17 protein-coding genes are annotated in these 14,422 nt (G+C 58.8%); 15 read left to right on the forward strand and 2 right to left on the reverse strand.

Going from position 1 to position 14,422, the window contains the following annotated elements; genetic code table 11:
* Positions 1 to 47: 47 nt before the first annotated feature.
* Positions 48 to 1,451 (forward strand): tyrosine-type recombinase/integrase, encoded by a 1,404-nt coding sequence (locus PQQ95_RS22075; protein WP_408440506.1) that lies wholly within the window; start codon positions 48 to 50, stop codon positions 1,449 to 1,451.
* Positions 1,452 to 1,950: 499 nt separating this feature from the next.
* Here the strand turns inward: PQQ95_RS22075 and PQQ95_RS22080 are convergent, their stop codons facing one another.
* A complete protein-coding gene (locus PQQ95_RS22080) occupies positions 1,951 to 2,235 on the reverse strand; it encodes a hypothetical protein (protein WP_408440508.1) in 285 nt (94 codons plus the stop codon).
* Between the two features lie 22 nt (positions 2,236 to 2,257).
* On the opposite strand from PQQ95_RS22080, the gene PQQ95_RS22085 reads away from it, so the two are divergent.
* The 3 genes from PQQ95_RS22085 (at position 2,258) to PQQ95_RS22095 (ending at position 4,313) form a co-directional block, all read left to right on the forward strand.
* Positions 2,258 to 2,518: a hypothetical protein gene (locus tag PQQ95_RS22085; RefSeq protein WP_408440658.1), complete on the forward strand. Its 261-nt coding sequence runs from the start codon at positions 2,258 to 2,260 to the stop codon at positions 2,516 to 2,518.
* Positions 2,519 to 2,557: 39 nt separating this feature from the next.
* Positions 2,558 to 3,298, forward strand: coding sequence for a helix-turn-helix transcriptional regulator (locus PQQ95_RS22090; protein ID WP_408440511.1), 741 nt, complete (start codon positions 2,558 to 2,560; stop codon positions 3,296 to 3,298).
* Positions 3,299 to 3,554: 256 nt separating this feature from the next.
* Positions 3,555 to 4,313 carry a fatty acid desaturase gene (locus PQQ95_RS22095; RefSeq protein WP_408440962.1) on the forward strand — a complete coding sequence of 253 codons (759 nt, stop codon included), beginning with the start codon at positions 3,555 to 3,557 and terminating at the stop codon, positions 4,311 to 4,313.
* Here the strand turns inward: PQQ95_RS22095 and mnmH are convergent.
* Positions 4,239 to 5,297 carry a tRNA 2-selenouridine(34) synthase MnmH gene (mnmH, locus tag PQQ95_RS22100; RefSeq protein WP_408440516.1) on the reverse strand — a complete coding sequence of 353 codons (1,059 nt, stop codon included), beginning with the start codon at positions 5,295 to 5,297 and terminating at the stop codon, positions 4,239 to 4,241. The genes PQQ95_RS22095 and mnmH overlap by 75 nt on opposite strands.
* A gap of 416 nt (positions 5,298 to 5,713) precedes the next feature.
* On the opposite strand from mnmH, the gene PQQ95_RS22105 reads away from it, so the two are divergent.
* The 11 genes from PQQ95_RS22105 to virB5 all read left to right on the forward strand — a co-directional run bounded on the left by PQQ95_RS22105 (position 5,714) and on the right by virB5 (position 14,359).
* Entirely contained in the window at positions 5,714 to 6,274 is a 561-nt protein-coding gene (locus tag PQQ95_RS22105; protein ID WP_408440519.1) for a hypothetical protein, read from the forward strand.
* A gap of 103 nt (positions 6,275 to 6,377) precedes the next feature.
* The gene (locus PQQ95_RS22110) at positions 6,378 to 6,629 is read left to right on the forward strand and encodes a helix-turn-helix transcriptional regulator (RefSeq protein WP_408440522.1); all 252 of its coding nucleotides are present in this window, start codon (positions 6,378 to 6,380) and stop codon (positions 6,627 to 6,629) included.
* Positions 6,616 to 6,903, forward strand: a complete 288-nt coding sequence (locus PQQ95_RS22115; RefSeq protein WP_408440524.1) for a hypothetical protein — start codon at positions 6,616 to 6,618, stop codon at positions 6,901 to 6,903. The genes PQQ95_RS22110 and PQQ95_RS22115 overlap by 14 nt, the downstream gene beginning before the upstream one ends.
* A 368-nt stretch (positions 6,904 to 7,271) precedes the next feature.
* Positions 7,272 to 8,093 (forward strand): ParA family protein, encoded by an 822-nt coding sequence (locus PQQ95_RS22120; RefSeq protein WP_408440527.1) that lies wholly within the window; start codon positions 7,272 to 7,274, stop codon positions 8,091 to 8,093.
* 1 nt (position 8,094) lies between these two features.
* The gene (locus tag PQQ95_RS22125; protein ID WP_408440530.1) at positions 8,095 to 8,640 is read left to right on the forward strand and encodes a hypothetical protein; all 546 of its coding nucleotides are present in this window, start codon (positions 8,095 to 8,097) and stop codon (positions 8,638 to 8,640) included.
* 2 nt (positions 8,641 to 8,642) lie between these two features.
* Complete coding sequence (locus PQQ95_RS22130; protein ID WP_408440532.1) at positions 8,643 to 9,284, forward strand: lytic transglycosylase domain-containing protein; 642 nt, start codon at positions 8,643 to 8,645, stop codon at positions 9,282 to 9,284.
* Between the two features lie 50 nt (positions 9,285 to 9,334).
* Positions 9,335 to 9,676 (forward strand): TrbC/VirB2 family protein, encoded by a 342-nt coding sequence (locus PQQ95_RS22135; RefSeq protein WP_408440665.1) that lies wholly within the window; start codon positions 9,335 to 9,337, stop codon positions 9,674 to 9,676.
* Between the two features lie 17 nt (positions 9,677 to 9,693).
* A complete protein-coding gene (locus PQQ95_RS22140) occupies positions 9,694 to 10,014 on the forward strand; it encodes a VirB3 family type IV secretion system protein (RefSeq protein WP_408363527.1) in 321 nt (106 codons plus the stop codon).
* Position 10,015: 1 nt separating this feature from the next.
* Positions 10,016 to 12,472: a VirB4 family type IV secretion/conjugal transfer ATPase gene (locus tag PQQ95_RS22145; protein WP_408440538.1), complete on the forward strand. Its 2,457-nt coding sequence runs from the start codon at positions 10,016 to 10,018 to the stop codon at positions 12,470 to 12,472.
* Positions 12,469 to 13,647: a TrbL/VirB6 family protein gene (locus PQQ95_RS22150; protein ID WP_408440541.1), complete on the forward strand. Its 1,179-nt coding sequence runs from the start codon at positions 12,469 to 12,471 to the stop codon at positions 13,645 to 13,647. The genes PQQ95_RS22145 and PQQ95_RS22150 overlap by 4 nt, the downstream gene beginning before the upstream one ends.
* Positions 13,648 to 13,663: 16 nt before the next feature.
* Entirely contained in the window at positions 13,664 to 14,359 is a 696-nt protein-coding gene (virB5, locus tag PQQ95_RS22155; protein ID WP_408363532.1) for a P-type DNA transfer protein VirB5, read from the forward strand.
* Positions 14,360 to 14,422 lie beyond the last annotated feature (63 nt).

Genomic DNA, 14,422 nt, shown 5'->3' on the forward strand with positions numbered 1-14,422 from the left:
TGGCTATTGGCTCCGCGGGTTTTTTATTGCCCGCTGGCTGGGTAGATATGTCCAGTACCGTCCAGCCGAATCCGAACTTTTTTCGTTGTATTTTTTGTTGTATCTTGGGTATTGACCCGTTTGCGACTTCGCGTATACAACAAAAAATGCCCAGAACCTTGTTGCATAAGCTTTCCAGGCTGACGATTGTAAACGCCAAGCCCGGACCGAAACCGTACACACTTTCCGATGGTGGGCGACTCTACATCCTCGTCCAACCTGACGGGACGAAGCTTTGGCGATGGAATTACCTGTTCGCTGGCAAGACCAAAACCATGGCGCTCGGGACTTGGCCCGAGGTTACGGAGAAGGAGGCGCGCGCCGTACACACTGCCGCGCGCGAGCGATTGCGCAAAGGTCTCGATCCCATGCGGGAACGGCGGGAGGCGAAAGCGCAGGCTCGCCTTCGGGCCTCGGCGACGTTTGAGCATGTCGCTACAGACTGGATCCGTGAACAGAAGGCGCACTGGTCGGCAAGCTACCTGGACAAGATCGAACGCCGTTTGAAAAAGAACGCCTTTCCGTGGCTTGCTAATCGCCCCATCGGGGAGATCGCGACACCGGAGTACGTAGCAGTCATTCACCGGGCACGGGATAGGGGCGTCCCCGACACGGCGCGCAGAGTTCGTGAGACATGTAACTGCGTTTTCCGGCACGCCGTCGAGAACGGGCTTATCAAGTCGTCGGAAAACCCCGCAATCGATCCTAAGGTTGGCGGAATCAGAACACCGGCTGTCAAACATTACGCGGCAATTGTGGACCCGGAAGCGTTAGGTCAGTTGATCCGGTCAATACGCTCTTACAAGGGCACGCCGATCGTTCGTACTGCCTTGCAATTCACGCCGCTGGTCTTCCAACGTCCGGGACAGGTAAGAGCGGCCCGATGGGAGCAGTTCGATCTGAATCAAGCGCTGTGGATCTGTCCTGCGGCGATGATGAAGGGAAAGCTGGAACGTAAGGAACGGGGGCCGCCACACCTCGTGCCGTTGTCGCGCCAGGCAGTTGCCATACTCCGGGAACTGCACCCATTAACTGGACCGACCGGATATGTCTTCCCTAGCCGCAAGGCTGGCCTGCCAATGTCCGACGGGACGATCAACGCTGCTTTGCGCACGCTCGGCTACTCTGGACAAGAGATGACCGGTCATGGATTCCGCGCTACGGGCCGAACCTTGATTCGCGAGCGACTTGGTTATGCAAAGGAAGTCGTGGAGCGCCACCTGGCCCACGGTAGTGACGAGGAGCTGGGCGACGCTTACGACAGAGCCCAGTTTTTCTTTCAGCGGCAAAAGATGGTGCAGGATTGGGCTGATTACCTCGATCTCTTGGCGGCCCAGAAATTCCCTGATACCAGTGCAAAGACGCCTACGGCGAATCCAGCGGGTTCTACGGCAAGCGCTGATACCGACTGAATACAGTGCGTAAGACAGAACCATTAGGTGTTGCGTGACCGGGGTGACGCTAATTGTCCCGTCCAGTCGTCCCACATTTGTTGGCGCGGGACACCTCGAGAAGCTTCTCTCTACGATTGCTAACCGGCGATGTTGGGGCGAGGGGGGGCTGCGTGGACTGTATGGTGCCGCGCCGCCCGTGTAGACCTTCGCCACCTAGCTGTCGACGTACCTACCATGATTTGGCCCAGCCCAGATGTTGAGGTCTCTGGTCGTTCGACGGCACGAGCACAGTGGGGATACCTGTTGTCAATGCGGAACGCGGGCGCAGTTGAGTCCGTCCTGCGTGAGCTTGTCCTTCATCTGGGCTAGGAAAAACGCCTTCCTCTTGAGAGTTTTGAATGCGCTGCATCCCTCGTCTACCGAGCGGCCCGCTGCAGGCCGTATAGGCGGAGATCAGCTTGGTGGGCGCTCGGTTTGACGTTGTCCGCGTTATTTGCGCAGGCGAAATAGGACAGTGCTAAGCTAAATCGTTGCTTGTCGTAAAGCGATTTGTTTCAGAAAGCTTTCGAACATGACAAACGTAATATCCGAAATGGGCTTTCTTTGCCCTAAGTGCCGCGTCCCAATGGAAGATGGTTGGGAAGTCCTCGCTGGGGGAGAGGTTCACCGCCTCACTTGCCAGTGCTGCGGCACCGAATTTGACGGTTTGATTGTCGAATGTCTCGCTTGTGGATTCGAAGACTTTGTCACGAGCGTCTCGATAATCGATCCCGAGGCGATCGCCTGCTCTTCGTGTGGTCATCGCAATCGCCCTAGCGGAGCCGATGATGAAGAGTCTTGTTTTTGAGCGTGGGCTGAGTATCGGCGTGGAACATATCGTGCTTAGTTTCTTTAAGACGACGCGTGGGTTCTCTCTCGAACGACGGCTCATTGAAAGGGATCAAACGGCCTACGTCCAAGTTCTTCCGATCGCTGCTTTGCGCGACTTAGACCGATTTTCAGTCGCGGATCCCTATTCCAAAGAACTTGCATCGTTGTACTACGAAGTTCGGCGTCACCTTGTAGAAAATCGCGTGGTCGAATAGCGAGGCGAGCGCGTGGAGGGGTTGAGGGAGGGTGAAGAAATGACTACCCAACAGACGTCCCCTGAGGTAAGTAGGCTCTTCGAAGAACTCATAGTCGCCAAGGACGACTATGAATTAGCAGACTGCATTAGATCACTCGTCACAGCGCTTGGCGGGGAGTCGTATGTTTTCGTTTCGCTGCATCCGGGTGCTACAACGGCTAGCCGCGCCACGCATCGTTTTCTTATCGGCTGCCGCCCTGAATGGTGCCAGATGTATAACGCCAATAAATGGTACATGACCGATCCATTTTTGGAGTATGCGCGAAGCAACACCGCACCGATTACTGGATCGGAGATCGTCGCCGAAACGCAAGGCCAGCGTGAAATGCTCGCAGCGGCAAGCAAAAACGGCTTCAGAAGCGGGATCGTTGTGCCGGTCCATACCAGCACAACAGAACGTATGGGCGTTCTGTACATCGGATCAGACGATAGCCAGGCAGTAGGGGAGAAGAGGCTAACTGCGCAGCGATTGTATTTCAGGGCGCTTGCCATGGAATTGCTCGATTGGTCCATCCGGACGGCGAAACGCGAGGTCCTTGAGGCGCATGGTATTACCGAGATGGATCTGCGCGTAGTGGGTTACCTTAAAAGTGGATTTACCGCCCAGGACATTGCGCGCGAGCTTGACGTCTCGGTCCAGACCGTCTATGGAAACTATAAGAAAATAAAGGATAAGCTTGGCGTTTCGCACATTTCAGAAGCGGTTAAATTCGCGGAAGTGAATGACCTTCTGGCGTAACTCGGGTAGAGCATTTTGGCTCTCACTCACTTTACCGACGGTCGCAGGCGCCTCGTTCTTGGTCGGACGCCCATGGGCATTCGTGGCTGTGATCCTGGTCGTTATTCCTGTACTGGACGCGGCGATCGGGCGCGGCGCCCCGCAATCGGGGCAAGCCACTATGAAGACATATGAAGATCAGGTGCCCTGCTGGTTCGCTCTCACTTGGGCCTTAGCAGTCGCAATCGGTGCGTATCGTGCATCAAGCGCGTCGTGGATGAATCTGATCGGGCTTGCGGTCGCGTGCGGAATGTTAAGCGCGACAGCAATGGCACACCTGCATGAGTTAATGCACCGACAAGCCAGAATATGGCAACAGGTTAGTGACGTAGCCTTCGTCATCGCTGGCTATCCACATTACCGGGTTGCGCACCGATTGCACCATCAACACGTTGGAAATCCGCAGTTTGGCTCGACGGCGTCATTGGGCACGTCGGTCTGGCGTCATGTTGGACGCTCCTATGCGGCGGCTTTGATAGCGTCCTTTTCTCGGCATTCGTACCCATGTGGCAGGGTACCGCGTAGTCTTTTTCGAAATGCACTGTTCTCAATTTCGTTGCTGGGTCTGGCAGTGTTCCTGCAATGGAGGATCGCTCTTTTCTACATCGGATACGCGATTGTCAGCGTGTTTGTCGTTGAGGCCGTCGGGTACATGCAGCATTACGGATTCGATCCGGACCTTTCACGTACCGCCATCACCTCGTGGGACGTCGACTTCTGGTTGTCGAACTGCCTCTTGGTGAACAACGGATTCCACAACGCTCATCATCACGACGGTCAAGTGCCCTATCTGGGTCTCGCTGCGCAGCGAGTCACTCTACCCGGCGGCTACTTTCAGATGCTGTGGTTGACGCTTCTTCCACCGCTTTGGTTTTCGACAATGGACCGGCGAGCAAAGGTGTTACTCAGACGGCGGCGACGTCAGAACGTCGCTCTCTGCAATCAGACGTCGCGCGATATTGGCGAGGTACGTTGAGTCAAGCGTTTCGAGTTTGATCTTGATGGCATGCTCGGTATGCGCATAATTTTTCTTCGTTGAACGAAAGTACGCGGGGTCATAGTAGTCGAGCATGATGCTCTCAAAGAGAACGTCGATGTCGCGGCGTTCAGCCATTTCCACCCATTTCTCCAGCGTCGCTCCGCTAACGAGTGCTTTCAGGTGACTGAGTTGGGCGACCAGACCCACAGGGTCTCTCTCGAAGTGGGGATACTCCCGACGCCACATTGCTATCCTTTGAGGCATTGGAGTCTCGACGGCAAATAGACGTCCGCCATGCATTCTGTGAAACAACGCTGCCGGTAATTGGACGCGACCAATTCGCTTGCTTTCACTTTCAATCCACACCTGATCTGCGAGGTCTAAACGACCTATCTCAGCAAGCAAGAGGCTGTCAAAAAATTTTTGACTTGGCTGCGTGCGGCCCGGAATCGCCCCGATGATTGAGCCGCGGTGGGAGGCAAGAGCCTCCAGATCGATGACCTGTGCGCCAGCCTCCCTTAACGCGAGAAGCAAGCGAGTTTTTCCGCAACCTGTGGGACCAGAAAGCACATTGAGCTGCATGTGCGTAGGGACCTCGTCAAGGGTTTGGCGTACCCAATTTCGATATCCTTTCCAGCCCGTCGGCAGCCGGTCGACCTTGTAGCCGATTGTTTCCAGTGTGTCTGTCCAAAGCTTGCTTCGTTTTCCGCCACGGAAGCAATACACCAGAATTGAAATCCGGCGACTGGTCCGAAAAAACGGAAGTTCGAGGTGCCGAGCGATGTTTTTCAGGGAGTAAGCGACACCGATCTGATACGCGCGCATAGGATCGGTGCGGTGAGTAGTACCGACTTCCGCGTACTCATCGTCGAAGACGACCGGAAGGTTTATGGCCCCCGGCAAATGATCTTCGGCGAATTCGCGCGGGCTTCGCGCGTCGATAATCAAGTCAAACTTTTTCAGAGTATCCAAGTCGTACATGTCCGACTCCAGGTAGCACGGCGCAGCCGAAAAGTCAATGCAAAATGGCGTTACCCCGATGCTAGGAATACCGACCTAAACTCTCCCTTGCTGAGCAGCTAGTAGCGGCAACCCTTGGTTCGAGTCGGTACGGATTTCTGTACTGATCAAGCGTCCGTTGCGGTTTCGCTCCCTAGGTCCACCTACGGCGTTGGGAGTCGGTGCGATGAATATTCTATTTGGAATATAGGCTGGTTTATGCCAGAAGGATGGAAGCTTCAAAGAAGTTTCATCATTGGGCGCGTTGTCGCACGATGCGATAGGCCGCGGAGCCCATCGGTGAGCGCGGTGGCCGATGCGATCATTCTGTGATGGTGCGGAGAGCCGCGTGGGCAAAGGGTGATGCGGCGTAACGTCGCAGGCAATGAGGACGTATCATGGACCACTCACATAATGCATGCCAGTCATCAGGCGCTCGCGAGGGAGCCGTCTCAGCGTCGACCCCCAACATATTGCAGCGGCGCGTTGATCAGGCTGAAGCCGATGTCCGTCGGCTAACGGAGCGATTAAGAGGAAAGGACCGACAGTTAGCCGAGATGGGGAATGCACTCCTGCGCACGGTGGCTTTGCACCATGCGATCGAAGAACGGCAGGAGGAAGAGCTTGAGTCCTTGCGTACGATGGTTCCTGCATGGAAAACCTGCCGTTGCATAAGCGACGGGCCGTCGGAGCATTCCGACGGGATCACGGTTCACCTGCCTTTTATTACCGAAATTCTTTCCGGGATGTTCGATGTCATGCAGACTTTCTGGTCCGGCTACGACGAGAACAATCCGCCCAAATCGTCTGTGGTCGCACATGCGATCGACGAACGATTAAACCTCAGAGCCCAACCCGATGGCGAAGCGTCGCGCAGCGGTCAAACATACGCGTCAGCGATTCGGCCAGACTGGCTCAAGGAAGCTGATAGTCGGCATCACGTGCGGCCGCGAACCTGACGGCACATCCTGACGGTAAGACGGGTTTGCCCGTCGCTTGATCCCATTGCTTGAATGAACCCTGTAGCCCGGTACCTCGCGGGCGACAACAACAGGGTTTGTCATGAACGAAACAATACGCCATCCGCTTGCGATTCTGCGGCGCAAGCAGGTCGAACGTGAAGTGGGGCTGTCACGATCGACGATCTATCAACGCATCAAGGACGGAACATTTCCACGACCTATCCGGCTGGGTGCGCGCGCCGTGGGATGGCGCGCGGGTGACATCGATCATTTTTTGCGTGATCCCGCAGGCTACCGCTCGCCACTGGCATCCGACAACGGCGCAGGGGAGGCGACCCATGAGCAAGACTGACGGCACGCTCCGGCTCGATGAGCGCCTGCGCAACTGGGCCAATGCGGACAAGGCCTGGAGCGACGCCGCAGACGCTGCGTGCGTGGACGCGGCGTGGCATCGGCTTGCAACGCACCACCGCGAATTGTTACGCATGGCGTATGTATGGCGCGCCGATCGTGGAGTCATTTGCAGACGTCTGAAAATCCCCCAACGGCCTTGGTGCCGATACGAGCTCGAGGTTACGCAAGCGAAGGCCGCGCTCGCTCGATTGCTGCACGAGGAAAGAGCATAGAAATATTTTGGAATGCTTCGGAATGGTCTGGAGCCGGTTGGAGCTCAGAGAGAAATTGGCCGACCGAGAGGGCCTTGCGACACGGATAAATCCATCCTAAAGTTGATCTCAAAATCTGTTCCGGTCAACGCGCATTGCGCGACCGAGTACGCGTTAGCGGCCCCGAAGTACTGACCTATCTGCCAATGGCGCTAACTACCGGAATATGAGGAAAGCCTGCATTCGCAGGCTTTTTTTGTTTTCTGCCACAGCGGATCTCGAGATTCCCCTTTGACCCGCGGTTTGTCTCACGGCGCCGCGGGCTTCTTGTTCGCCGTATCAGATATGAGTTGGTGGTTCGGCGCCTCACCTGAGGCAAGTGACTGACCATGAAAACGCTTCTGATCGCCACCGAACAGGGTGGTTCTGGCAAGACGGCGATGCTGTGCCAGTTCGCACATTACCTGCATCGGGTGCAGCGCCTGCGGGTGCTGGTTATCGACGCGGCAGAGCCGCCATGCAGCACCGCATCGCTGGTGCGGGCGTGTAGGGCTGTCGTGCTGCGGGGAGAAAAATCGATCAGACAATCCGAGCGGGGGAATGTGGCGGCGCCGGGACTCTGGGTGTTGCCGACGGGTACCGTACCGTCGTTGACGCTAGGGCCTGGCGATGACGGGGCGCGCTACTACGCCAATGTCCGGCATCTGCTTTTCGTAGTGGCGCCGCTGGCGGATGTCTGCCTGATCGACAGTCCGCCCCTCCCGGATCTGCGCGCCCTTTGCATCGAATCGACGGTCGACGCAATGTTGAGTCCGATCCGACTGAATCGGGAGTCGCTTGACAGCGTCGCGGACCTGATCAATGGCCCGCATGGTGTACGGCAGATACGTGCAACGCTGAACCCCACACTGCAGTTCGTCGGCCTTCTACCGAACATGGTGGAAGCAACATCGCTAGGACGCGAGAACGCCAGCGCCGTCGAGACCCAGTTCGGCCGCTGGCTAATTGCTGATCCGGGGATGCCTGGCGGATATCTGCATATTCCACGCTTCGTCGCAGTCCAGCGGGCACAAGCGGAGGGGGTGCCAGTGGGGGAGGTCGTAGGAAGGGAACCCACTGCGCGCAGGGCATGGCAGACCATGCTGGCTTGTTTCGATGCTCTGACTGGTTACTTGCGTCTCGATGAAGTTGCCTACGACGTGGAGGCCTGACATGCGTGCTGCTTTAACACGACACGCCGCAGGTTACTGGTCGTTCGTTGCTATCGTGCTGGTTGCCGCTTGCGCGTTTGCCTCGGGAATCGCTCATGCTGACGACTGGGGTTGCCAAGTGATTCTGTGCCTGTCGAATCCAGGCGGTCCGGAGCAGTACAGCGAATGCGTGCCGCCAATCGAAACACTATGGAATGCGTTGCGCCACGGGGATCCGTTTCCGACCTGCGATTTCGGTGCTGGCAGTTCGCAAGGAACGATTGCAATCAACACCTTCGCGAGCAGTGGCTATTGCCGTGAAGACCTGCTGTACTGGAGCGGCGCGGAGCAGAGTGAGCTGCTGTGCGGCGCTTTCGGGGCGATCGATGTCGACATCGATAACCAACTCTATACCCGTGTCTGGTGGGGCGTAAGAGATCGGGTCCCGACAATCATCGAATTCTATGGCTCCGACAGTGCGCAGGTACCGTACGACCCGACGCAGTTCACAGTGCATTTCCTGCAGCAGATGGGGCGGCAGGAGAACGGCTTCGGCGGGGGGCACTGAAAATGCCGCTCGACTTCATGACGATCGCGCAACAGTGCGCGCCGCAGATCGCCCGGACCACAATGGCGGCGCTTGTGCGCACCGAGTCTGGATTCAACCCCTACGCGATTGGGGTCGTGCATGGCCGGCTGCTGCGGCAACCATCGAATGTGGTCGAAGCGATTGCCACAACGCGCGCACTCGAGGCCAACGGCTGGAATTTCAGCGTAGGGCTCGCGCAGGTGAACCGCGCCAATTGGATCGCATACGGGTTGACGGAGCAAAACGCATTCGAGCCCTGCCGCAATGTGGCGGTCGGCGCCGCGATCCTGCAACGCTGCTTCGCGTCCGCACGTCGTGCACAAGCTGACACCCAGACGGCGCTTCGGGCAAGTCTGTCCTGCTATGCGAGCGGCAATTTTTCGACGGGCTATCGCACGGGTTACGTACAACGCGTGGTGAATAACGCGCGGCAGCCCGTTCTGACGTTTCCGATCAGCGTTCCTCCTATCGCACCGATTCCAGTGTTGCCCGTCGATTCCGGAATATCTGCCAACTCCGTCCGGACGCGTCCGATGGGTCGCCGACCACTACGACCGGATCGAGACGACGCATCGTCGGATGGGCAGGGTGGTGATTCGGACAGTAGCGCAGTGGTGTTCTAACCAGCGATTCACATCATGGCGGGAAGATAGCTGACGGAAAGGAGTAAATCATGTGTTTAGGATTACGAATCAACGAATATGCGCGAAATTCATGGGTGCATCGTATCGCCTTGAAGCATCAATTGGCGAAGGACTTTGCGATATCGACATCAACACTACTGATTTCGACGCCGGCGTGGGCACAACTCTCGCAAGTCAACACGTTACTGAACACGATCCAGACGACTCTGCTCGGCGTCGGCGGTGTGATCTGCTCGATTTCCATCATCTGGGCAGGTTTCCGGATGATGTTCCAGCACGCCCGGTTTGGCGACATCGCGAACGTCTTCATCGGCGGCCTCTTCGTCGGCTGCGCGACAGTGATCGCCGGCATGCTGATTCCGACAAGCTGATCCCTGAGAGCTGAATCATGAACTCCCTCAAGGATCCCGTCTTCAAGGGCTGCACTCGTCCTGCGATGCTGTGGGGCGTACCCCTTGTGCCGTTCCTGATGGTCGGCGGCGGCATGCTGATTCCGGCCATCTGGGCGCTACTGGCGAGTCCTCCGTTGGGCGTCGCCATCCTCTTCCTGATGATTCCGGTGTTCGTCGCGATGCGTGTGATCACGCGCCATGACGACCAGCGCTTTGCTCAGTACGCGCTGCGCCTTCGGATGATGCTCCGTCAGGGCAACCGCTGGTTCTGGGGGGCGCACGCCTACGTGCCTGTCCGCCTGAAAAGGAGGGCGTGACATGCCTGCTGAGCCCCAACTCGTCGCCGTAGCGAACCGGGAAGTCCCGCTTGCCGGTTACATCCCGTACTCGACGCACGTGACGGACCACGTCATCAAGACGCGCGAAGGCGACTATCTCCAGATCTGGAAGATCGCCGGAATCGCGTTCGAGGCGGCTGATCTTGCGGACATCCTCGCGCGGCACGACGGATTCAATCAACTTGTGCGCGGGCTCCCCGGTGGCCATGTGGCACTCTGGTCGCATCGCCTGCGCCGGCGCGTGTCAGATCACTTCGCGACGTCGTACGGCAACCGCTTTTGCCAGGAACTGGCCACGCGCTATTACGCGAGCTTCGCCGGCTACCGGATGATGGCTAACGAGCTATACCTGACGCTCGTCTACCGCCCCAATCGCACGAAGCTCGGCCGCGTCTTCAGCCGTGCTGCGCGCCGCACGCGCGACGATATCCGGCGCGACCAGCACGACACGCTGAAGGTCATGACCGAGCTTGCCGCTCAAGTCGAATCGAGTCTCAAACCCTACGATCCGGTGGCGTTGTGCGTTTATACGAGGCAGAGCCGCCATACCAGACATTCGCGCCGATATTCGTCGGCGCTGGAATTGCTCGGCTATCTGGTGAACGCCGTATGGGAGCCCGAGCCGGTTCCGGCTGGTCCGATCCGTGATGCGCTGCCAACGTCGCGCCTGTTCGTCCGGGCCGAGAAGATCGAGATTCGCATGCCGGCTGCGACTCGCTTTGCAGCGATGCTTGACCTGAAGGACTATCCGGAAGACACAGAGCCTGGAATGGTCAACGGCCTGTTATACGGCGACTTCGAGTACATCGAGACGCAGAGCTTCACGATCCTCGACAAGCCCAGCGCGAAAGAGGCACTTGAGCGGCAGCGCAACCAGTTGATTGCCGGCGAGGATGTTGCAGTGTCGCAGGTAGAGGCGATAGATCGGGCGCTCAACGACCTGATCAACGGCGATTTCGTCCTGGGCGAATACCACTATTCGCTTGCCGTGCTCGGCGACACGCTGGATGAAGTGTCCAAAAGTGTAGCGAAGGCACGTACGCAGCTGGCCGACGCGGGTTTCCAGACGGCGCTCATCGATCTCGTTGCGGATGCGGCGTGGTTCGCGCAACTGCCGGGCAACTGGTGTTACAGGCCGCGTGAGGCCAAGCTCACGTCGCGCAATTTCTGCGGTCTGACCTGCCTGCACAACTTTGCGACCGGCAAGCGTGACGGCAATCCGTGGGGCGAGGCGATCACGATCGTCAAAACGCCGAGCGGCCAGCCACTATATCTGAACTTCCACGTCACGCCCGACAAGAAGGACTCCCACGACGAGAAGGCGCTCGCCAACACCCAGATTATCGGCCAGGCCGGTGCGGGAAAGACGGTGCTCGAGCTGTTCCTGCTCGCGATGGCGATGAAGTATGGCATCACTGCTGTGCTGTACGACAAAGATCGCGGTACTGAGATCGCGATCCGCGCGATGGGCGGCACGTACACCGTGTTCCGCCGCGGGGAACCGACCGGATTGAACCCGTTTCAGATGGAACCGAACGAGGCGGTGCTCGATTTCTGGGAACGACTCGTGCGTAAACTCGTCGATTTCGGCGCGCCGTTACCCGCGAAGGACGAACTCGATATCTCGCGCGCCGTGCGGGAAGTTGCCCGCATGGACAAGCCGTTGCGGCGGCTTTCGATGGTGCGGCAACTCCTGCCGAACGTGGGCGATAACAGCCTGCATGCGCGGCTCGCCAAATGGTGCGCAGGCGGGCGCCTCGGCTGGGTGCTCGACAACCCGACCGACCGTATTGACCTTGCGCGGTCAAGTCTGTTCGGGTTCGACGATACCGAGTTGCTTGACGACGCGGAGGTCTCGACGCCGGTCACGATGTACCTGCTGCACCTCACCGAAAGCCTGATCGACGGCCGGCGCTTCATCTACGTGATGACAGAGTTCTGGAAGCGGCTCTCCGATGCGGTCTTCACTGATTTTGCCAAAAACAAGCAGAAGACGATCCGCAAGCAGAACGGGCTCGGGATTTTCGACACGCAATCGCCCACCGATGTACTGCACAGCGAGATTGCCAGTGCGCTGATCGAGCAGAGTGCGACGTTCTTCTTCCTGCCGAACCCACGGGCCGATTACGACGACTATGTGCGTGGCCTCAAGCTGACCGAAGCCGAATTCAACATCGTGCGCAACCTTGGCGAGAACAGCCGCCTGTTCCTGGTCAAGCAGGGCCATCGCTCGGCCATAGGTCGGCTCGATTTGACCGGTCTCGGTGATGTGCTCGATGTGCTTTCGGGCACGACCGACAACGTGGAACTGCTTGACACGATCCGCGCGCAGGTGGGCGATGCGCCGGAAGACTGGTTGCCGGTTTTCCACGAGCAGCTTGCACGGCGGCGCGCGGCGAATGGCGGGGTGCGTCCAGGGGCGGGAGGTGTGCGATGAACGGCCTCTTTACCGCGGTCGGCGGCACCCTCGAAAACGGTATGTCCACCTACATCACGAACGTGTCGTCGGCCCTGTCCAGCGCGCTCGTCCCCGTCGTGACCACGGCCGTTACGATTTGGGTCGTCGCCTACGGTCTGGCAGTGGTGCGGGGCGAAGCTCACGAAGCCGTCCCCGCGTTTGCGTGGCGGGGGCTAAAGGTCGCCATCACGCTCGCGTTCGCGTTGAGCGCCGGTATCTACCAGCAGCGGGTCGTAACGGCGATCAATGGTGCGACCTCCGGGCTTGCCCAGACGATCCAGAACGCGGCTAATGCGTCGGGCGGCGGCAATCCAGGATGCGGGTCGGTCAATGGCGGCAGCGTGACAGGGCAGAGCGCGGCCAGTATCTACCAGACGCTCGACTGCTACGACCAGCAGATCGACCTCGTGATGGACGCCTACTTCGACAAGGCGACGCACGAGGGGATCAGTGTCGGCGGACTCGCCGCCGCTATCGGTGATTTTCTGTGCGGGATCATCGCCGCACTCGGCGGTTCGATTTTCCTCATCGTCCTCGCCTTTGAAGTGGCGATGGCGAGGATGCTGCTCGATCTCGTGCTCGGGCTTGGTCCAATCTTCATTGCCTGCGCGGCGTTTGCTCCCACTGCGCGCTTCTTCGAGGCATGGACCGCGAAGGTCGCCAATTACGCCTTGTTGCAGGTGCTCGTCGCTGCCTTTCTCGGCATGGCGCTCACGGCATTTTCTGCCGATCTCGCACCCCTCAACGCCACCAGTGCGTCCCCCAGCGCAGATGCATCGGCTGTGATGCAGGGCATTACCGCTGCTCTCAACGATGCCGCGGCGGGCGCTGCAGCGATCGGCCTGCTCGCAACTGGGGTCTTTCTTGCGATGGTCGGTTGGCAGTTGCCGTCGGTTGCATCGGGACTTTCCGGTGGCGCCACGCTGTCCGGCTTTGGCGCGTTCGTGGCGGGTTTTGCCGCACGACGTTTGGCCAGCGCACTCGCGCAGGCGTTTTCTCGCAGCGGTGGCGGCTCATCGCCTGGCGGAAAGATTCGCGACCGTACCGGCCCAGGTGGTAGCAGCAGCGGATCAGGCGGAGGGACTTCGGCGAACGGCCTCATGCCCGCTTACCAGCGCGCAGCGCGCGCAAACCTGGGTCAGCAGAGCGAATAAATGTGAGGTGATGACCATGGCAGGACGAACCAGATTGACGGGCGCCGTGATGGTGTGGGCGGCGATCTGTTCCGGCGCTCACGCACAGGGCATTCCGGTGTTTGATGCGCAGAACGTGGTGCAGGCTATCGCGACGGTTGCCCGGCTCGAGCAGGAAGTACAGCAGGAAATCCAGATCTATCAGTCGACGGTCGGCACGCGAGGCTTCGGTGCGCTCCTGAGTAGTCCGGTCGTCGCCAACTCGCTGCCATCGAACTGGCAGAGTGTCTACACGGCGATCCAGAACGGTGGCTATGCGGGCTTGACCGGCAGCGCCCAGGCGTTGCGCTCGGCGAGCCAGCTCTACAACTGCCAGGACCAGACCGGCATTGACCAGCAGGTGTGCCAGCGCACGCTCAACAAGCCGTTTCAAGACAAGGCGTTCGGCCTTCAGGCGTACCAGACCGAACTGCTGGAACTGAACCAGATCCAGAGCCTGATGCAGCAGATCGACGTGACGCAGGATCCCAAGGGCGTGGCCGAGTTGCAGGCGCGCATCCAGGCGGAGACCGCGACGGTTGGTAACGAGATGACGAAGCTGCAGCTCTTCCGGATGTTGTCCGATTCCGAGGACAAGCTCGTGGTCGAGCAACAGAGTGAACTGGCGCTGAGCCGGGCAGGCAACACGGCCCGATTGCAGGACCAGATGGTGCCGGCTTCGTTCGGGAACTGAGGAGGATGCCATGTCTGCGCTTGCCTCCATCGTCCTCGCGGGGTGCTTAGCCTGGAGTCTGGC

Source organism: Paraburkholderia caffeinilytica (assembly GCF_046030355.1).
In the GTDB taxonomy this organism is placed as follows: domain Bacteria; phylum Pseudomonadota; class Gammaproteobacteria; order Burkholderiales; family Burkholderiaceae; genus Paraburkholderia; species Paraburkholderia caffeinilytica_B.